19 protein-coding genes and 1 riboswitch are annotated in these 18280 nt (G+C 73.2%); of the genes, 12 read left to right on the forward strand and 7 right to left on the reverse strand.

Going from position 1 to position 18280, the window contains the following annotated elements; translation table 11 throughout:
* Positions 1-33: 33 nt before the first annotated feature.
* From ACZ52J_RS36110 to ACZ52J_RS36120, 3 genes are all read right to left on the reverse strand, one after another.
* Positions 34-1098, reverse strand: coding sequence for a serine hydrolase domain-containing protein (locus tag ACZ52J_RS36110; protein WP_465624884.1), 1065 nt, complete (start codon positions 1096-1098; stop codon positions 34-36).
* 236 nt (positions 1099-1334) lie between these two features.
* Complete coding sequence (locus ACZ52J_RS36115; protein WP_360491771.1) at positions 1335-1748, reverse strand: HIT family protein; 414 nt, start codon at positions 1746-1748, stop codon at positions 1335-1337.
* Positions 1749-1968: 220 nt separating this feature from the next.
* Positions 1969-2664 carry an MSMEG_1061 family FMN-dependent PPOX-type flavoprotein gene (locus tag ACZ52J_RS36120; RefSeq protein ID WP_360491768.1) on the reverse strand — a complete coding sequence of 232 codons (696 nt, stop codon included), beginning with the start codon at positions 2662-2664 and terminating at the stop codon, positions 1969-1971.
* A 151-nt stretch (positions 2665-2815) separates the two neighbouring features.
* Between ACZ52J_RS36120 and ACZ52J_RS36125 the strand changes: the two genes are divergently transcribed.
* Positions 2816-3133 (forward strand): antibiotic biosynthesis monooxygenase family protein, encoded by a 318-nt coding sequence (locus ACZ52J_RS36125; protein ID WP_360491765.1) that lies wholly within the window; start codon positions 2816-2818, stop codon positions 3131-3133.
* 139 nt (positions 3134-3272) lie between these two features.
* On the opposite strand, the gene ACZ52J_RS36130 is transcribed toward ACZ52J_RS36125, so the two are convergent.
* Positions 3273-3521, reverse strand: coding sequence for an SCO4226 family nickel-binding protein (locus ACZ52J_RS36130; RefSeq protein ID WP_360491762.1), 249 nt, complete (start codon positions 3519-3521; stop codon positions 3273-3275).
* Positions 3522-3735: 214 nt separating this feature from the next.
* Positions 3736-3863, forward strand: a riboswitch (FMN riboswitch).
* Between the two features lie 218 nt (positions 3864-4081).
* Here ACZ52J_RS36130 and ACZ52J_RS36135 point away from each other — a divergent pair.
* The 10 genes from ACZ52J_RS36135 (at position 4082) to ACZ52J_RS36180 (ending at position 12973) form a co-directional block, all read left to right on the forward strand.
* Complete coding sequence (locus ACZ52J_RS36135) at positions 4082-4819, forward strand: riboflavin synthase (protein WP_465624888.1); 738 nt, start codon at positions 4082-4084, stop codon at positions 4817-4819.
* Positions 4816-5463 (forward strand): nicotinamide riboside transporter PnuC, encoded by a 648-nt coding sequence (locus tag ACZ52J_RS36140; protein WP_396287693.1) that lies wholly within the window; start codon positions 4816-4818, stop codon positions 5461-5463. The genes ACZ52J_RS36135 and ACZ52J_RS36140 overlap by 4 nt, the downstream gene beginning before the upstream one ends.
* Positions 5460-6731 (forward strand): bifunctional 3,4-dihydroxy-2-butanone-4-phosphate synthase/GTP cyclohydrolase II, encoded by a 1272-nt coding sequence (locus ACZ52J_RS36145; RefSeq protein ID WP_465624890.1) that lies wholly within the window; start codon positions 5460-5462, stop codon positions 6729-6731. Before ACZ52J_RS36140 ends, ACZ52J_RS36145 begins: the two co-directional genes overlap by 4 nt.
* 71 nt (positions 6732-6802) lie before the next feature.
* Entirely contained in the window at positions 6803-7276 is a 474-nt protein-coding gene (ribH, locus tag ACZ52J_RS36150) for a 6,7-dimethyl-8-ribityllumazine synthase (RefSeq protein WP_360491753.1), read from the forward strand.
* Positions 7277-7377: 101 nt separating this feature from the next.
* The gene (locus ACZ52J_RS36155) at positions 7378-7650 is read left to right on the forward strand and encodes a phosphoribosyl-ATP diphosphatase (RefSeq protein WP_097238956.1); all 273 of its coding nucleotides are present in this window, start codon (positions 7378-7380) and stop codon (positions 7648-7650) included.
* 154 nt (positions 7651-7804) lie between these two features.
* Positions 7805-8653 carry an ATP phosphoribosyltransferase gene (hisG, locus tag ACZ52J_RS36160; RefSeq protein WP_360491750.1) on the forward strand — a complete coding sequence of 283 codons (849 nt, stop codon included), beginning with the start codon at positions 7805-7807 and terminating at the stop codon, positions 8651-8653.
* Positions 8654-8760: 107 nt separating this feature from the next.
* Entirely contained in the window at positions 8761-9201 is a 441-nt protein-coding gene (locus tag ACZ52J_RS36165) for a PH domain-containing protein (RefSeq protein ID WP_465624893.1), read from the forward strand.
* A 280-nt stretch (positions 9202-9481) separates the two neighbouring features.
* The gene (locus ACZ52J_RS36170) at positions 9482-10825 is read left to right on the forward strand and encodes a hemolysin family protein (RefSeq protein WP_360491744.1); all 1344 of its coding nucleotides are present in this window, start codon (positions 9482-9484) and stop codon (positions 10823-10825) included.
* Positions 10822-11868, forward strand: a complete 1047-nt coding sequence (locus tag ACZ52J_RS36175; protein ID WP_360491741.1) for a hemolysin family protein — start codon at positions 10822-10824, stop codon at positions 11866-11868. The genes ACZ52J_RS36170 and ACZ52J_RS36175 overlap by 4 nt, the downstream gene beginning before the upstream one ends.
* 118 nt (positions 11869-11986) lie before the next feature.
* A complete protein-coding gene (locus tag ACZ52J_RS36180; RefSeq protein ID WP_465624896.1) occupies positions 11987-12973 on the forward strand; it encodes an NAD-dependent epimerase/dehydratase family protein in 987 nt (328 codons plus the stop codon).
* Positions 12974-13036: 63 nt separating this feature from the next.
* Here ACZ52J_RS36180 and ACZ52J_RS36185 read toward each other — a convergent pair whose 3' ends face one another.
* Both ACZ52J_RS36185 and ACZ52J_RS36190 read right to left on the reverse strand, forming a co-directional pair.
* Positions 13037-15127 carry an AAA family ATPase gene (locus ACZ52J_RS36185; RefSeq protein ID WP_465624933.1) on the reverse strand — a complete coding sequence of 697 codons (2091 nt, stop codon included), beginning with the start codon at positions 15125-15127 and terminating at the stop codon, positions 13037-13039.
* A gap of 404 nt (positions 15128-15531) precedes the next feature.
* Complete coding sequence (locus ACZ52J_RS36190) at positions 15532-16179, reverse strand: uridine kinase family protein (RefSeq protein WP_465624898.1); 648 nt, start codon at positions 16177-16179, stop codon at positions 15532-15534.
* A gap of 210 nt (positions 16180-16389) precedes the next feature.
* Between ACZ52J_RS36190 and ACZ52J_RS36195 the strand changes: the two genes are divergently transcribed.
* Complete coding sequence (locus ACZ52J_RS36195; protein WP_465624900.1) at positions 16390-17553, forward strand: acyl-CoA dehydrogenase family protein; 1164 nt, start codon at positions 16390-16392, stop codon at positions 17551-17553.
* Between the two features lie 166 nt (positions 17554-17719).
* Here ACZ52J_RS36195 and ACZ52J_RS36200 read toward each other — a convergent pair whose 3' ends face one another.
* The gene (locus tag ACZ52J_RS36200) at positions 17720-18214 is read right to left on the reverse strand and encodes a hypothetical protein (RefSeq protein ID WP_465624902.1); all 495 of its coding nucleotides are present in this window, start codon (positions 18212-18214) and stop codon (positions 17720-17722) included.
* Positions 18215-18280 lie beyond the last annotated feature (66 nt).

Here is an 18280-nt window from a genome sequence, read left to right on the forward strand (position 1 = left end):
TCCGCGCCGGCCCTGCCGCGTCCTGCCTCGCCGTCACCCCGCCGTGGCGAAGTCCGTCTGCAGCCTGCGCAGCAGCGCCGTGCCCGCCGGATCGACCGACCGGCGGGTGTTGGACAGCACCACCACCCCCACCTGCTTCTCGGGGTCGAAGGCCACGAACGAACGGAACCCGCCCGTAGCGCCGTTGTGCCAGATCTGCAGGTGGCCGCCCTGCTGGCTGTGCAGCCGGTGGCCGAGCCAGCCCAGGTGCATCCAGGCGAACAGGTTGACCCGGTGCCTGGTCTCCCGGGTGAGCATGATCGCGGGCGACAGCGGCGCGTCCGACGCGCGGTCGGCGGCCAGCTGGGCTCGCAGGAGTATCGCGAGGTCGGCGGCGGTCGACCGGAGCCCGCCCATGCCCGGCACGGCCGCCAAGTCCCAGTACTGCACCGGCCGCCCACCCTGCGTGTGCCCGTGCGCGAGCCGCCCGGGCCGCTCCGCGTTCCCCCGCACGTGCGTGTCCACCAGCCCCAGCGGCTCGCAGACCTCACGCGTCACCAACTCCTCGTACCCCGTACCGGCCCGGTGCGCGAGGGCCAGGCCGAGCAGCCCCGCGCCGAGGTTGGAGTAGCGGAAGCTGCGCCCGGGCGCGGCCCGCAGCCGTGTCCGGGCGAGCCCGTCCAGCACGTACTCGGTGCTGCAACGGGCGTACGGATCAGGGGCGTTGGGCTTGAGTAGGGCCTTCGCCAGCAGGCCCCGGGGCAGGCGGGGGAGGCCCGCCGTGTGGGTGGCCAGGTGCCGCAGGGTGATCTGCTGCCCGCCCCTGCCGGGGACGACGACCCGGCCGCCCCGCGCGCCGGTGAGCACCTCGGCGAGCGGCTCGTCGAGCCGTACCGTGCCGTCGAGTGCCAGCCGCGCGAGCACGAGCGAGGTGAACACCTTGGTGACGGAGCCGATTTCGAAGATGGTGGACGGCCCGGGCACGCCGCCGCCCGGACCCGACCGCCCGGCAGCGCGGATCTCCGTGTCACCGCCGGCCAGCCCGGCGACGACCGCGCCGACGTGCTGGCCCGCGAGCCGGTCGACCGTCTGTTGCACGACGCGCGCGAGTTCGTTCATGGCATGAGCCTAGGCGGGCCGACCTGCCGGATCGTCAGCCCCAAAAACGATTTCGGCCGTCCCCGATGCTTCTCCAGGCGTACACCCGGCTGCTCCCGGCACGGTACGGCCCCGGACGGCGCAGCCCCGCGCGGCGCGGCCCCGCGGTGCGACCCAGGACGGCACAGCCCCGGACGGTGCCGGCCCGGACGGTGCCGGCCCGGACGGTGCCGGCCCCTCGAGGCGCAGCGCGCAGCTCACCGCGTCAGCGCCGCCCGCAGCCGGGCCGCGACCTCCGCCGCCCCCGCCTCGTCCGGGTACTTCCCCCGGGGCCAGAAGAACCCGCGCAGCCCGTCCTTCGGATTGCGCGGCACCACGTGGACGTGCAGGTGGGGCACCGACTGGCTGATCCGGTTGTTCGCCGCCACGAAGCTGCCCGCCGCGCCCAGCCCTTGCTCGACGGCCGCCGCCACCCGCTGCACCCGCAGGAAGAACGGCCCCACCTCGTCCGCGGGCAGGTCCGCGAGCGTCCGGTGGTGGGCGCGCGGGACCACCAGAACGTGGCCGGGGAACAGCGGCCGGCGGTCCAGGAAGGCCACCGCCGCTTCGTCGTCCAGCACCCGGTGCGCGGGTTCCGCACCCGCCACCACCGCACAGAAGACGCAGTCCATCCGTCCATTCAAGCCACCGGCGGCCGCCCCGGCACCCCGGCAAACCCCCGGGGGCCCGCCGTCACCCGACCGGCCGCCGACCGGGTGCGGCCGCCCGACCGGCGGGCGCACCGTGCTGCAGGGGGCCGGCCGGGCACCCGGCCCGCCGTGCACCCCGGCCCACCGCGAAACCCGGCCCGCCGTGCACCCCGCCTCACCCGCCCCCGCCGGCACGGTGGCCTCACTCGTACCGGTACAGCAGCGCGTCCCGCTCGTTCTGCTCGATCATCTCGATGGTCAGCGCCTCGTCCCGCAGGTGCGAGAGCGTGACCTCCGCCGAGCTCGGCTGCGCGTCCTTGGCGAGCCAGTTCTCCGGCTTCCACGCCGAGGCGCGCAGGAGCGACTTCGGGCAGTGCGCGTACACCTCCTCCACCGCGACCACGATCGCGCTGCGCGGCGGTTTGCCGACGGCGGTCAGCTGGCGCAGCAGCTCCGGGTCGGTGGAGACACAGGCCCGGCCGTTCACCCGCAGCGTGGTGTCCCGGCCGGGGACGACGAAGAGCAGCCCGACCCGGCCGGTCTCCAGGATGTTGTGCAGGGTGTCCAACCGCTTGTTGCCGGTGGCGTCCGGTATGGCCAGGGTGTACTCGTCGAGCACCGAGACCAGCCCGGTCGGTCCGCCGCGCGGGGAGACGTCGCAGTGCCCGGCGGCGTCGGAGCTGGCGACGAAGACCAGCGAGGAGCAGGCGATCAGACGCTGCGCGACCTCGTGCAGGTGGCCGACCTGCTTGCGGCGCGCGTGGTCGCCGGGCTGCTCGTAGATCTCGCGCAGCTGGCCGGGATCGCTGAGGGCGCCCGCGCGGAGGGCCTCGAACAGGTCGCCCGGCCGGTCCGGACGGGTGCTTGACGGAACGACAGCTTCCGGTGTGGTGGTCATACCGCGAATTTAGCCGAGGGCCCCCGGGGCGCCGCCGGCCGAGCTGCGGCCGACCGTGCCGGGGCCTCCGGTCGAACCCCGGCCGACCCCTCACCAGCGGTTTTCCGCTGATAATGGGGCCAGGGACTCCAGCCAGCCGGAGGTGGTGGTCGTGATCGTAAGAATCTGGGCCGGGCAGGTGCTGGCCGGTCGTATCGAGGAGTTCTGCGATCACCTGGCCGCCCAGGTGATCCCGCAGCTGGGGCGGACGGACGGCTGCCTCGGCGGTGAGCTGCTGCGCTCGGTGTCGGAGGAGAACGGGCACCGGGTGCTGGTGGTGAGCCGCTGGCGCGACGAGGAGGCCCTGCGCGGGTACGCCGGGCCGATGTGGCGGATCCGGCCGGTCTGGTCGGAGGGCGAGCTGCGCTACCTCGCGCACCCGCCGGAGGTCACCCACTTCCTGCAGATCACCACACCCGCCACACGCTGAACCGCTCCGAACCCGCTGCGCCACACGCTGAGCCGCTCCGAACCCGCTGCGCGACACGCTGAACCGCTCCGAACACCCGGAACCGCTCGCCACACGCTGAACCGCTCCGGCCGCTCCGAACCACTCCGGGCGGCCGGCCTCACACCATCAACGGCACCGGGTGGATCTCGTCGGCCGGGTGCCCGCTACGGCTGTGGACCCGCTGCACGGCTTCCTTGGTGGGCGCGTCGGAGAGGCAGTACACCGTGCCCGACTCCGGGTCCGCCCACGCCTGCTCGAAGTGGACGCCTTCCTCGCCCTCGACCGCCAGGTCGGCCGCGTGGGCCTGCCTGAGCTGCTCGGCCGTGATCCCGGTCATCCCGTGGTGGACGTCCATGAACTTCGCCATCGCCCTCGCCTCCGTAGCTTCGGTGCGTCACCGGCAGGGCCCCACCTACCAGCCTCACCCCCGCCGACCGCCTCCGCCACCAGACCGGATCCCGGAAGGAGCGCGTAGCCCCCCGCCGGGCATTCCCCGCAGGTTCGTGAAACAGACCACAGCGAAAGCCCCTCCCTGCCCTTGCGCCGACCGTGGCAGAATGACCGCATCAGCAGTGACGTTCAGCGCACTCCGGGGTCGGTGAAAATCCGAACCGGCGGTTACAGTCCGCGACCCGTCCGCAGCCAGCGGCCGGTTGACCAGGTGAAATTCCTGGACCGACGGTTAAAGTCCGGATGGGAGGCGTGCGCGGGCGGACGAAGAGCAGTACCCGTGGTCCATCGTTACCGGACCGGACCGCGGTCAGGTGAACGACGGGAGAGCAGTGTCTCCCGGGCCGGGTGAGCGATCTCCCGGCGGCCTCGGCATCCCGGCGACGGGTCGTGCCGTCGGCTCGCGCACCGTTGCCCGTCCGTGTCATCTCCCTCTGCCGCCCCGGAGTCCGCGCCCCAAACGCGAGGAGAACCCGGGTGTTCACCGGCATCATCGAAGAGCTCGGCGAGGTCGTGTCGATCGAGGAGATCGGCGACTCCTCGCGAATCCGCCTGCGCGGCCCGGTGGTCTGTGCGGACGCGGGTCACGGCGACTCCATCGCGGTCAACGGCGTCTGCCTGACCGTCGTCGACTCCCCGGCGGAACTGGCCGCGGGCACCGGTGAGTTCAGCGCCGACGTGATGGCCGAGACGCTGCACCGTTCCAGCCTCGGCGAGCTGAAGCCCGGTTCCCGGGTCAACCTGGAGCGCGCGATGGCGCTGGGCGCCCGGCTCGGCGGCCACCTCGTGCAGGGCCATGTCGACGCCGCCGGGCGGCTGTTGAGCCGTGAGCCCGGCGAGCGCGACGCGAACGGCGAACTGCGCTGGGAGGTGCTGCGGTTCTCGCTGCCCGACACCATCTCCCGCTACCTGGTGGAGAAGGGCTCGATCACGGTCGACGGCGTCAGCCTCACCGTGGTGGAGGCCGCCCGGGACAGCTTCACCGTCAGCCTCATTCCGGCCACCCTCGCGCTGACCACGCTCGGCGCCAAGGCCGTCGGCGAGAGCGTCAACCTGGAGGTGGACGTGCTCGCCAAGTACGTCGAACGCCTCCTGGAGTCCCGCACCCTGCCCAACCTGCCGGGCCTGCCCAACCTGCCTGACCTGCCGGGCGCGCAGAACCCGCAGGGCCCGCAGAACCCGTCGATCGACGAAACCCCGGGGGAGTCCAAGTGAGCTGGCTCAGTGGAGAGGCGTTCACCGTCTTCGGTGAACACGTGAAGTGGGCCGACATGTTCGGCAACCTGCTCGGATTCGCCGGCCTCGCGCTCGGCTGGCGCCGCTCGGTCTGGAGCTGGCCGGTCCAGCTGCTGTCCGGCGCGGTGCTGATCACCGCCTACCTCGGGGGCCACGTGCCCGGCCTGATCGGCAAGCAGCTGATCGTGATCGCCACCGCCGCCTGGGGCTGGGCGCAGTGGCGGCGGGGCCGCCGGGACTCCGGCACCATCGCCGTACGGTTCGCCAGTTGGCCCGAGCGGCTGGCGCTGGCGGCCGGCACTGCGGCCGGCACGGTCGCGCTCGCGCTGCTCTTCACCTCCTTCCCCAGCCTGTCCTGGAGCCCCTGGTCGGACGCCTACATCTTCGTCGGCACGCTGGCCGCGATGGTGGCCCAGGCCCGCGGCTGGCTGGAGTTCTGGTTCGCCTGGATCGCCGTGGACATCGTCGGCGTCCCGCTCGCCTTCAACAGCGGCTACACCTTCTCCGGCCTCACCTACTCCGTCTACTTCGTCCTGGTGCTGCTCGGCCTGCGCTCGTGGTGGCTGAGCACCCGTGAGCCGCGTACCAACTCCGCCACCGTCCCGCAGGGAGCCACGGCATGACCGAGAACCAGTCCGAGCAGAGCGCCGCCGAGGTCGAGCTCGTCCTCGACCCGGTCGAGCGGGCGATCGCCGACATCGCCCTCGGCCGCGCGGTGGTCGTGGTCGACGACGAGGACCGCGAGAACGAGGGCGACATCGTCTTCGCCGCCTCCGCCGCCACCCCCGAGCTGATGGCCTTCACCATCCGCTACAGCTCCGGTGTGATCTGCGCGCCGATGACCGGCGAGGAGCTGGACCGCCTCAAGCTCCCGCCGATGACCCAGGTCAACGAGGACCGCAAGGGCACCGCCTACACCGTCTCGGTGGACGCCCGCGAGGGGGTCGACACCGGGATCTCCGCCGCCGACCGCGCCCGCACCGTCCGGCTGCTGTCCTCGCCCGGCACCGAGGCCGGCGACCTGACCCGCCCCGGGCACGTCTTCCCGCTGCGCGCGGTCGAGGGCGGCGTGCTGGTCCGCCCCGGCCACACCGAGGCCGCCGTCGACCTGGCCCGGCTCGCCGGGCTGCCGCCGGCCGGCGCGATCGCCGAGGTGGTCAACGACGACGGCACCATGGCCCGGCTGCCCGAGCTGGTCGTCTTCGCCCGCGAGCACGGCCTCGCGATCATCTCCATCGAGGACCTGATCGCCTACCGCCGCCGTACCGAGCTGCACGTCGACCGGGCCGCCGTCACCGCCCTGCCCACCGTGCACGGCGAGTTCACCGCCGTCGGCTACCAGGGCACCCTCGACGGTGTCGAGCACATCGCCCTGGTCGCCGGCGGCCTGGACTCCGAGGGGCAGCTGCCGGACGGCGAGGACGTCCTGGTGCGGGTCCACTCCGAGTGCCTGACCGGTGACGTCCTCGGCTCGCTGCGCTGCGACTGCGGCCCGCAGCTGGAGGCCTCGCTGCGGCGGGTCGCCGAGGCCGGCCGCGGCGTGGTGCTGTACCTGCGCGGGCACGAGGGGCGGGGGATCGGTCTGGCCCACAAGCTGCGCGCGTACGAGCTGCAGGAGCAGGGGCGCGACACCGTCGACGCCAACCTGGACCTCGGCCTGCCCGCCGACGCCCGCGACTACAGCATCGCGGCGCAGATGCTGGTGGACCTCGGCGTCCGCTCGCTCACCCTGCTGACCAACAACCCGCGGAAGCAGACCGCGCTCACCGAGCACGGGCTCAAGGTCAAGGGGCGCGAGGCGGTCGAGATCGCGCCCGGCGAGCACAACCTGCGCTACCTGCGGACCAAGCGCGACCGGATGGGCCACGACCTGCCCGGCCTCGGCTCCTGACCCACCACCGACCACTGCGTCCACCGACCACTGCGTCCACCGACCATTCCGTACGAAGGACAGGTAACAACATGAGCGGCCACGGAGCCCCCGAGCTGACCATCGAAGGCGCGGCCGACCTCAAGGTCGCCGTCATCGCCGCCCAGTGGCACGACAAGGTGATGAACGGCCTGCTGGACGGCGCCCACCGCGCGCTCAAGGAGCTGGGTATCGCCGAGCCGACCGTGCTGCGCGTCCCCGGCACCTTCGAACTGCCGGTCGCCGCCAAGCGCCTCGCCGACGGCGGCTACGACGCCGTGGTGGCCCTCGGCGTGGTGATCCGCGGTGGTACCCCGCACTTCGACTACGTCTGCCAGGCCGCCACCGTCGGCCTCACCCAGGTCAGCGTCGACACCGGCGTCCCGGTCGGCTTCGGCGTACTGACCTGCGACAACGAGGAGCAGGCGATCGACCGGGCCGGACTGCCGGGCTCCGCCGAGGACAAGGGCCACGAGGCCGTCACCGCCGCCGTCGCCACCGCCGCGGTGCTGCGCGCCGCGCTCTGACGGCAGCCCGTACGGTCCCGGACCGCGGACGTCCACCGGACTGTCCACGGTCCGGGACCGTTTACCGTCCGTCCGCCCGCACGCCGTAAGGTGGGCCCATCATGGCTTCGAAGACATTCGAGGAGCTCTTCGCCGAGCTCCAGCAGAAGGCCGCCACCGGCGACCCCTCGTCCTCCCGTACCGCGCAGCTCGTCCAGCAGGGCGTCCATGCGATCGGCAAGAAGGTCGTCGAGGAGGCCGCCGAGGTTTGGATGGCCGCCGAGTTCCAGTCGGACGAGCAGACGGCGGAGGAGATCTCGCAGCTCCTCTACCACCTTCAGGTGATGATGATCGCCCGTGGGCTGACGCTCGACGACGTCTACAAGTACCTCTGACCCGAGTACCCGAGTACCCGAGTACCCGAGTACCCGAGTACCCGAGTACCCGAACCCGTCGAGTACCCCGAACACCCTCGAGTACCCCGAGCATCCCGAACAGCTCCCGCTCCGTGGAGCACACCCCTCCCCCCAGGTAAGGAAGCGACCTCCCATGCTGCGCATCGCCGTCCCCAACAAGGGTTCTCTCTCGGGTCCCGCGGCGGAGATGCTCCATGAGGCCGGCTACCGGCAGCGGAAGGACCCGAAGGAGCTCGTTCTCGTCGACCCGAACAACGAGGTCGAGTTCTTCTTCCTGCGCCCGCGCGACATCGCCGTCTACGTCGGCTCCGGCCGCCTGGACGTCGGCATCACCGGCCGCGACCTGCTGCTGGACTCGCACTCCAACGCCGAGGAGGTGCTCGCCCTCGGCTTCGCCGGGTCGACCTTCCGCTTCGCGCGCCCCGAGGGCGTGGCGGTCGAGGACGTCAAGGGCCTGGAGGGCCTGCGGATCGCGACCTCCTACACCGGCCTGGTCGAGCAGCACCTGGCGGACCACGGGGTGAAGGCGACGGTCACCAAGCTGGACGGCGCGGTCGAGACCGCGGTGCAGCTCGGCGTCGCCGACGTGATCGCCGACGTGGTGGAGACCGGCACCAGCCTGCGCAACGCGGGCCTGGAGGTGTTCGGCGAGCCGATCCTGGTCTCGGACTCCGTGGTGATCCGCCCCAAGGGCGCGGGCGAGGACCCGCGGGTGGAGCAGTTCCTGCGCCGCCTCCAGGGTGTGCTGGTGGCCCGCCGCTACGTGCTGATGGACTACGACATCCGCGCCGAGAGCGTCAGCGCGGCCGTGGGGCTCACCCCCGGTCTGGAGTCGCCGACCGTCTCGCCGCTGCACACCGAGGGCTGGGTCGCGGTGCGCGCGATGGTGCTCCGCAAGGAGGCCCAGCGGATCATGGACGACCTGTGGGGCATCGGCGCCCGGGCCATCCTGGTCACCAACATCCACGCCTGCCGCCTCTGACCTGCTCGCACGCCCGCGAGTAAAGAACGGTTCAATGGGGCGGGGAAGCCGGTCGGCGTCCCCGCCCCATCGTGCTGCCGCCACCAGAACCACCCCGGAGACCCCACGTGTCCACGCCGCCCGTCGAGTTCCCCGTCACCTGGGCGCCGCGCCGCACCCGCGTCGTGCTGCTGCCGGTCTGCGTCGTGCTGGTGGTGCTGTTCGCCGTGCTGGCCGTGCTGCTCCCGGCGAACTGGCAGCTCAACGACCGGATCATGATGACGGCCAGCGGCGTCCTGTTCGCCGCCGTCGGCCTGATGCTGGCCCGCCCCCGGGTGAGCGCCGACGCGGACGGCGTGACGGTGGTCAACTTCGTGCGCAGCCGCCGGCTCGCCTGGGCCGAGATCGTCCGGGTCAACTTCCGCCAGGGCGATCCGTGGGCGACCCTCGACCTCGCCGACGGCACCTCGCTCGCCGTGGTCGGCATCCAGTCCGGCGTCGGCAAGGCGCAGGCGATCGCGGACGCCCGCGCGCTGCGCGACCTCGTCGAGCACCACGCCGAGGCCTGAGCCCGGCACGGGCAGGCCCCCGACCTGCGGTTCCGGGGGCCAGAGGGGCCCGAACACGCTTCCAGCGTCCGTCCGGCTATGGTCTACGCTGGTAAAAGCAGGGCAAAGTTCGCCCTGCCCTGAAGCGAGCGCCCAAGCGGGTGCGCTGAGCGACCCTCCACAGCGCCCGCCGAAGCGACCGACCGCACCGACCTGAGGAGTGACACTCCCCCTCGATGGACGATCCGTCCGGTAGTACCTGCGCCGCCTCACTTCCGCCCCGCGGAAGGCAGGCGGCACTGTGATCACCGCCTGGCTGCTGTTGTTCGCAGCCGTTCTCCTGATCCTCGCCAACGGCCTGTTCGTGGCCGCCGAGTTCGCCTTCGTGACGGTCGAGCGCGGGGCGGTGGAACGTTCCGCCAAGTCGGGCGACGCCCAGTCCGGCCGCGTCGCCAGGGCCCTGCGACACCTCTCCTTCGAGCTCTCCGGGGCCCAGCTCGGCATCACCGTCACCTCGCTGGTGGTCGGCATGCTCGCCGAGCCGGCCCTGTCGACGCTGCTCGCGCCCGTCATGTCCGGCCTCGGCGTGCCCGATTCGGCGGCCCGCGGTGTCGCCGTGGTCGTCGGCATGGTGCTGGCCACCGTCGTCCAGATGGTGATCGGCGAGCTGGTCCCGAAGAACTGGGCGATCTCCCGCCCGCTGCAGGTGGCCCGCGCGGTCGTCGCCCCGCACATGGCCTTCTCCTTCGTCTGCCGCCCGCTGATCAGCTTCCTCAACGGCGCCGCCGACCGTACGGTCCGGGCCTTCGGCATCGAGCCGCAGGAGGAGCTGGGCCACGCCCGGACCCCGGCCGAGCTGGTCTCGCTGGCCCGGCACTCGGCCAAGGCCGGCGCGATAGACGAGGAGTCGGCGACCCTGTTCGTCCGCACCCTGGGCCTGGGCGAGCTGACCGCCGAGTCCGTGATGACCCCGCGGGTCGACGTGGCCGCGCTCCAGCGCGATGCCACCGCCTCCGACGTCCTCAACCTGACCCGGGCCACCGGCCTGTCCCGCTTCCCGGTCTACACCGACAGCCTGGACGAGGTCACCGGCATCGTGACGCTCAAGGACGCCCTCGCCGTCCCGGCCGCCCGACGCGGCCTGGTACGGGTCGTCGAGCTGTCCTCGCCGCCGCTGCTGGTGCCCGAGACCCTGCCCGCCGAGGTGCTGCTCGAACGGCTGCGCCGGCTCCAGCCGATGGCCATCGTGGTCGACGAGTACGGCGGCACCGCCGGCGTCGTGACCGTCGAGGACATCGTCGAGGAGATCGTCGGCGAGGTGCAGGACGAGCACGACCCCGACGACCACCCCGAACTGTTCCCGCTGCCGCCGGTCAACGGCCTGCCGGTCTGGGAGGCCGACGGCCGCGCCCGGATCGACCAGTTGGAGGGCATCGGCCTGAACGCCCCGGACGGCCCGTACGAGACGCTGGCCGGCCTGGTCGCCGACCTGCTCGGCAAGCTCCCCGAGGTGGGCGAGCAGGCCGAGCTGCCCGGCTGGCGGCTCACCGTGACCGGTGTCGACCGCCACCGCACCAGCCGGGTCCGGGTGGCCCGGACCACCGCGCCCGCGTCGTTCGGCGAGGACGGGGAGGACGCCCGATGACCGCGCTCCAACTGGCCGTCGCGCTCCTGCTCCTACTCGGCAACGCCTTCTTCGTCGGCGCCGAGTTCGCCGTCGTGTCGGTGCGCCGCAGCCAGATCGAGCCGCTCGCGCAGGCCGGGCACAAGCGTGCCCGCACCGTGCTGCACGCGCTGTCCAACGTCTCCGCGATGCTGGCCGCCGCCCAGCTCGGCATCACCGTCTGCTCGCTGGGCCTCGGTGCGCTCGCCGAGCCGACCATCGCCTCCCTGCTGGAGGGGCCGTTCCACGCGATCGGCGTCCCGCCCGGCCTGATGCACCCGCTCTCGTACGGGATCTCGCTCGCCGTCGTGGTGTTCCTGCACATGGTGATGGGCGAGATGGTGCCGAAGAACATGGCGATGGCCGGTCCGGAGAAGGCCGCGCTCTGGCTGGGCCCGCCGCTGGACCGGCTGGCCCGCTGGCTCGCCCCGGTGATCAGGCTGCTGAACGCCTTCGCCAACGGCGTGCTGAAGCTGTTCCGGGTCGACTCCAAGGACGAGGTCGAGTCGGTCTTCACCACCGAGCAGCTGATGTACCTGCTGGCCGACTCCCGGGACGCCGGCCTGCTCGACGAGGAGCGCCAGGAGCGCCTGGAGGACGCGCTGGAGCTCGGCCGCCGCCCGGTCACCGAGGTGCTGCTCAAGCCCGAGCAACTGGTCACCGTGGACACCAAGGCGACCGCCGCCGCGGTCGAGGAGCTCGCCCTGCGCACCGGCTTCTCGCGCTTCCCGGTCACCGACGGCGACCCGGCCGGGCACGGCTACCTCGGCTACCTGCACCTCAAGGACATCCTCGACGTGGAGGACCCCTCGGCGCCGATCCCGGCCCGCCTGTGGCGGCCGATCACGGTGCTGCGCGGCGGCCTCCCGCTGGACGACGCCCTCGGCGCGATGCGCCGCGCGGCCTGCCACCTGGCCGCCGTGCTGGACCAGGACGGGCGCACGCTCGGCGTGGTCATGCTGGAGGACGTCCTGGAGGAGCTGATCGGCGAGATGCACGACCCGGACCACCGCGCCACCGCCTGAGGGCCGGTCGTCGCGCCCCGGCGTTCCCGGTTTCGCTGACGGCGTGTCCGCTCCCGGCGATTCTGCCCAGAGCATGCAGCCGTTCCCTGCCGGCCGTCCTCGGAGGAGAGTGGCCGGCATGAGACTTCTCCTGCTGGGTGGAACCAAGTTCGTCGGGCGGGTCGTCGCCGAGGAGGCGCTGGCCCGGGGATGGGACGTGACGGCGCTCAACCGCGGCACGCAGCCCGCCCCCGAGGGCGTCCGGGTGCTGAAGGGCGACCGCACGGCCGAGGACGGGCTCGTGGCGCTCGGGACGGGGGAGTGGGACGCCGTGGTGGACACCTGGTCCTGGGCCCCGGCCGCGGTGCGCGACAGCGCCCGGGCCCTGAAGGGCCGGGTCGGCCACTACGCGTACGTCTCCAGCCGCTCGGTGTACGACTACCCGCTGGTGGCCGACGCCGCCGAATCGGCGCCGGTGGTGGCCTCCTCGCCGGACCTCACCGGCGAGGTGCCCTACGCCGAGGCCAAGCGCGGCGCCGAGCTGGCTCTGGAGGCGGAGTACGGCGGACAGGCGCTGCTGGCCCGCGCCGGACTGATCCTCGGCCCGCACGAGAACATCGGCCGGCTGCCCTGGTGGCTGAACCGGATCGCCAAGGGCGGGCCGGTGCTCGCCCCCGGGCCGCGCGAGCTGGCCCTGCAGTACATCGACGCCCGCGACCTCGCGGCCTGGACCCTGGACGCGACGGCTGCCCGCCTCGGCGGCCCGTACAACGTGGTCAGCCCGTCCGGGCACGCCACCATGGCGGAGCTGCTGGAGGCCGGCGTACGGGTCACCGGCTCGGACGCCGAACTGCGCTGGACCGACGCCGAGCGGATCCTGGCGGCGGGCGTCGAGCCGTGGACCGAGCTGCCGATCTGGCTGGCGCCGGGCGAGCTGTACGAGTTCCTGCACACCGGCTCGGTCGAGCGCGCGGTCGGCGCCGGGCTGCGCTGCCGCCCGGTGGCGGAGACGGTCGAGGACACCTGGGCCTGGCTGCAGGGGATCGGCGGCACCGCCCCGCAGCGCGCCGACCGGGTCGCGGTCGGGCTCGACCCCGAGCGGGAGGCCGCGCTGCTCAAGGGCTGAGCGCGCGTTGCTCAAGGCCTGAGCCGGGCGGCCGGGGACCCAGGGCCGGTCCGGGGGCGGGGCTCAGCCCCGGCCGTCGATCAGCTCCCCGTACGCCTGGACGAGGTCCGGCAGCCGCAGCGTGGCCAGGTCCTCGCGGCCCGGCGGCTCGCGCAGCAGCGACAGCCGCAGGTCCCGGTAGGCGCAGGACTTCTCGTACAGGGTGCGGATGAACCGGCCGTTGCCCAGCTCGTCGATCCAGCCCTCGCGGACGACGTGGGTGCAGATGCTGGCCAGTTCCTCGGCGGCGTCCTCGTCCCAGCCGTCGCCGTCCCGGCCGGCCAGCGCGGCTCCGATCGCGGTCAGCTCGCCGGGGCGGTAGCTCGGGAAGTCGACCCTCGTGGTGAAGCGGGAGTTGAGGCCGGGGTTGGTGGCGAGCAGCCGGTTCATGCCCTCCGGGTAGCCGGCCAGGATCACCACCAGCCGGTCCCGGTTGTCCTCGGCGCGCTTGAGCAGCACCTGGAGTGCCTCGTCGCCGTACGCGTCGCCCTTGGTGTAGCCGGAGTTGGAGAGGCTGTACGCCTCGTCGATGAACAGCACGCCGTCCAGTGCGGAGTCGATCAGCTCGTTCGCCTTGACCGCGGTCTGTCCGAGGAACTCGCCCACCAGATCGGCACGTTGGGCCTCCACCAGGTGGTCGCCGGAGAGCAGGCCGAGGGCGTGGAAGACCCGGCCGAGGATGCGGGCCACGGTGGTCTTGCCGGTGCCGGAGGGGCCGGAGAAGACGAAGTGGCGCTTGGGCGGCTGGACCGGCAGGCCCTGTTCGGCCCGCAGTCGCGACATCCTCAACTGGGCCGACAGTGCGCGCACTTGGCGCTTGACCGGCTCCATGCCGACCATCAGCGAGAGCTCGGCCAGAGCGGCGTCCAACTCGCGCTCGTCACCGTTCGGCCGCGGCGCGGGCGCGGCGGCCGAACGGGGCTGGGCCTGGCCGCGCACGGGCAGCGGCGGCGGCGCGGCGGGGCCGAGCGGGCCGACGGGGGCGCCCGAACCGGAGCGCTCCCCGGTGGCCAGTGGGGCGCCGTCCGGCAGAGCCCCGCCGGGCAGGGCGCCGTCCGGCAGAGCCCCGTCGGTCAGGACGCCGTCGATCAACGCCCCGTCGGGCAGGACCTCCGCCGCCGGGCCCCCGCCGACCAGGCCGGCGTCCGTCGAGGGCCCGCCGCTCAGCACGCCGTCGCCGGAGACGGTCGCGCCGTCCAGCCGGGCCCCGTCCCCGAAGTCCTCGTCGTAGCCCGGACCGGCGACGTACCCGATGTCGTCCAGGAAGCCCGCCTCGACGCCCGGCCCGCCCGGTGCGTCGTTCTCGACCCCGCCCGCGTCCGAACGCCCGCCCGCCGACAGCCCGCCTGGCGCCGGCCCGTCCGCCGGTTGTCCGTCCGCCAGCAGTCCGTCCGTGAGCGCGTCCTCGGCCGAGATGGCGGCCAGCCGCGTCGCGGTGTCCATGAACGCCGGGTCCGCCCGGTGCACCGCCCGGTAGAGCGGCAGGGCCGCCGCGCTGCGCCCGGCGCCCTCGTACGCCCGCGCCAGCCAGTACCGCAGTTCCTTGCGCTGCGGTTGCTCGGAGCGGCAGCGGGCCAGTGAGGCGGCCAGCGGCACCTGGGCCTGCGCGCACATGTCGAGGCGCACCCGTGCCATGCCGGCGAACAGCCCGGCCTCGATGCCGAGCAGCGGGTCGTCCAGCAGCCGGTCGGTGTCCCGGATCAGCTGCTCCCAGTCCTTGAGCAGATAGGAGCGGCAGGCGTACAGGAACCGGGCGGCCGGGTCCTCGCTGGGTGCCGGGCACTGCTCCAACGCCCGGTCCAGCTCGGCCAGATGGCGGCCGTCCAGCCAGTGCGAGGCGTGTGCCAGGGCGAGGTCGCGGGCGTCCTCGAGGACGGGCTGCACCCACCAGCCCAGCCAGTACCAGGAGCTGAGCGGCCGTCGGTGCAGCCGCCGTTGCTCGCCGAACCGCTTCTGGTTGCGGTACATCGCCAGCAGCGCCGCCGAGGTGTCGCTGCGCAGCGCGTGCAGGCCGAGCCAGGCGTCGGCCATGCCAGGGTCCAGTCGGACGGCGGCCCGGAACTCCTCCTCGGCCCGGGCGTAGGCGCCGGCCGTGTAGGCGTCCATGGCGCGCATCCAGGCCCGGTCGGCGAGTCGGTCCGGGCTGCCCGCCGTGTTGTCGGAACTGTCCACCGTCGTCACTCACGCCCCCCGCGGTGTGGCCCGGGGCTCGGCCGGCGAGTCGTCTGTGTCCAGCCTGGCCGGTGGTCGTCGAGCCCCCTGCGGCGCATGTGCGCCTGCCAGGAATCGTACCGGCGCGGGGCTGATCCGGAAGGGTGCCGCACAGGGTCAAATGCGATCGCGCGAGCGGCTGTTGAGCAGCCGGGCACCGGAACGAGCGGCGGGGGAGCGAGATTCGGAAGGGGACCGAACGGCGCCCCCGGCTCACGGGGGAACAAGCCGGGGACGCCGGGTCCGATGCGGCCGGAAGCTTTCGTTCCGGCGGCTGAGGAGAACCTAAGTCCTGGTGATGTCGCAGGTCAAGGCACTGTTGAAGGTTCACCGACGGTGCCCGGCACGATCCGGCCGGTCACCCCGTCGACGTGCGTCGCGGCGTACGGACGACTCGGGTCGGCGGCGAAATGCGCCGATTCGGCCCGGGCCCAGCCCGCCCAGAACTCGGCCAGATCCGGACCGTCCCGCTCCTCGCCGCGCCGACGGGCCGCGTCGGCGTCCAGCTCCATCCAGACCACCCGGGCCAGCCACGGCCGCACCGCCCGCCGCCCGGCGCCGACCCCCTCCACCAGCACCACCGGGGCGACCGGCACCTCGGCCGTGCCCGCGAAGCGGCGCAGCGACCAGTCGTACACCCGGTACGCGGCGTCCCGCCCGGCCGACAGCGGCTCCAGCACCTGCTCGCGCAGCCGCCCGGTCCACTCGAAGAGCTCCTCGTGCGTGGCCAGGTCGTCCAGGTGGACCACCGGCGCCCCGCCGAGCGCCGCCGCCAGCCGGCCGGCGAAGGTCGTCTTGCCGGAGCCGGCGTGCCCGTCCACCGCGACCAGCCGCACCGGACCGCAGGACGGCGGCAGCGCGCGCAGCTCGGCCGCGAGGGCGCTCAGCCCGTCGCCGGGAGTGTGCCGTGCGGCGGAGGAGGGCCGAGCGGGGGAGGAGGTACCGGAAGCAGCCACATCGTCAACCCTACGGTGCCGTATCCCACCACTGCGGACAGTTCATCTGTGCAGGTCGTGACGGCAGCGCGGGTTTCGGGCATACTCGCTTCGCCACGACTGTGAACGGCCGTTCACCGCAACCCGGTGCCGGTCGGTCGGTCGTGCCCCATCTGCGCCGCACCCGCCAACACCTCGGCCCGGCGCCCAATCGAGGAGGCGACCGCCGCCATGACCCCCTCCCCTGTGAAAGCCGTGGAGCGCCAGCTGCCCAGCGAGGAGGCCCGCGAGCTGCTGAGCCTCACCCGGGACCTGGTGCAGCGCGAGCTGCAGCCGCGTGCCGCGGAGGACGAGTCCGCCGGCCGCTTCCCGCGGGAGGTCTTCCGCACCCTCGGCGAGGCCGGCCTGCTCTCCCTCCCGTACGACGAGAAGTACGGCGGCGGCGAGCAGCCCTACGAGGTGTACCTGCAGGTGCTGGAGGAGCTGGCGGCCGGCTGGCTGGCCATCGGCCTCGGTGTCAGCGTGCACACCCTGTCCTGCCACGCGCTGGCCACCTTCGGCACCGACGAGCAGCGCGACACGTGGCTGCCCGGCATGCTCTCCGGTGAGCAGCTCGGCGCCTACTGCCTCTCCGAGCCGCAGTCCGGCTCGGACGCGGCCGCGCTGCGCACCCGCGCCGACCTCGACGGCGAGGCGTACGTGGTGAACGGCACCAAGGCGTGGATCACCCACGGCGGGCAGGCGGACTTCTACAGCGCCATGGTGCGCACTGGCGGCGCGGGCGCCAAGGGCATCAGCTGCCTGCTGGTCCCCGGCACCCAGCAGGGCCTGTCGGCGGCCCCGCCGGAGCACAAGATGGGCATGCGCTCCTCGCCGACCGCCCAGCTGCACTTCGACGGCGCCCGGGTTCCCCGCGAGCGGCTGGTCGGCGAGGAGGGCCAGGGCTTCCAGATCGCGCTCGCCGCGCTGGACTCCGGCCGCCTCGGCATCGCCGCCTGCGCGATCGGCGTCGCCCAGGCCGCGCTCGACCTCGCGGTCGACTACGCGCGCACCCGGCGCCAGTTCGGCCGCCCGATCGCCGAGTTCCAGGGCCTGTCCTTCATGCTCGCCGACATGGCCACCCAGATCGAGGCCGGCCGCTCGCTCTACCTGTCCGCCGCGCGCCTGAAGGACGCGGGCCGGTCGTTCTCCAAGGAGGCGGCGATGGCCAAGCTGTTCTGCACCGACGCGGCGATGCGGGTGGCCACCGACGCCGTCCAGGTGCTCGGCGGCTACGGCTACACCCAGGACTTCCCGGCCGAGCGCTTCATGCGCGAGGCCAAGGTGCTGCAGATCGTCGAGGGCACCAACCAGATCCAGCGCCTGGTGATCGGCCGCCACCTCACGAAGGGCTGACGCCCGCCGAAGGCCTGGTGGCCGCCGAAGGCCCGGTGATCGCCGAAAACCGCCGCCGAAGGCCCGAGCCTTCCCCCCAACGGCCTCCGGCCGTCACTCCAGGGTGCGGAGTGACGGCCGGAGGCGTTCCTGACGGATCGTCAACTCGCGTGCTCGGGGCGGATGGTCAGCGTCGGACGAGCCGGCGGCGCTGCTCCGGGATGGAGCAGAGTGCGGCGACGGTCGGGGTCGAGGGGATGGGGGGCACCGCCGGGTCGACCGCCGCGATCCGCACCGGACGGTGCGCCACCGCGTGCGAGAACGGCTGGGTGCGCCAGTCCAGTTCGTTCGGGAGCTTGAACAGCGCGTCGAACCCGGCCGGTTCGGTGTCCTCGGGAGCCTCCACCTCGGCCAGGTCGTCGGTGGGCGCGCCCGAACCGGGGCAGATCGCGGGGGCGAAGGGGTTCCAGGCGGTCGGCAGCAGGGCGTGCTGCGGCAGCCGCTCCTCGTCCGACACCAGGCCGATCGGGCGGCGGCACTCGGGGCAGTTGACCCGGAAGATCTCCCAGGTCTCGGCCTCGCCGGGGTCGGTGCCCGGCGCGTGGTCGACCGCGAGGTCGTCGCGGCCGGTCATATCGTCGGTCTCGTCGGCGCCCAGCACGCGCTGGTCAGTAGCAGGCATGAGGATCCCCCTAGGATCGGGCCCGGCGTGGTCATCCAGGGCCACAACCAGCACTTCCCTGTGATC

Source organism: Kitasatospora sp. NPDC034035, assembly GCF_055575755.1.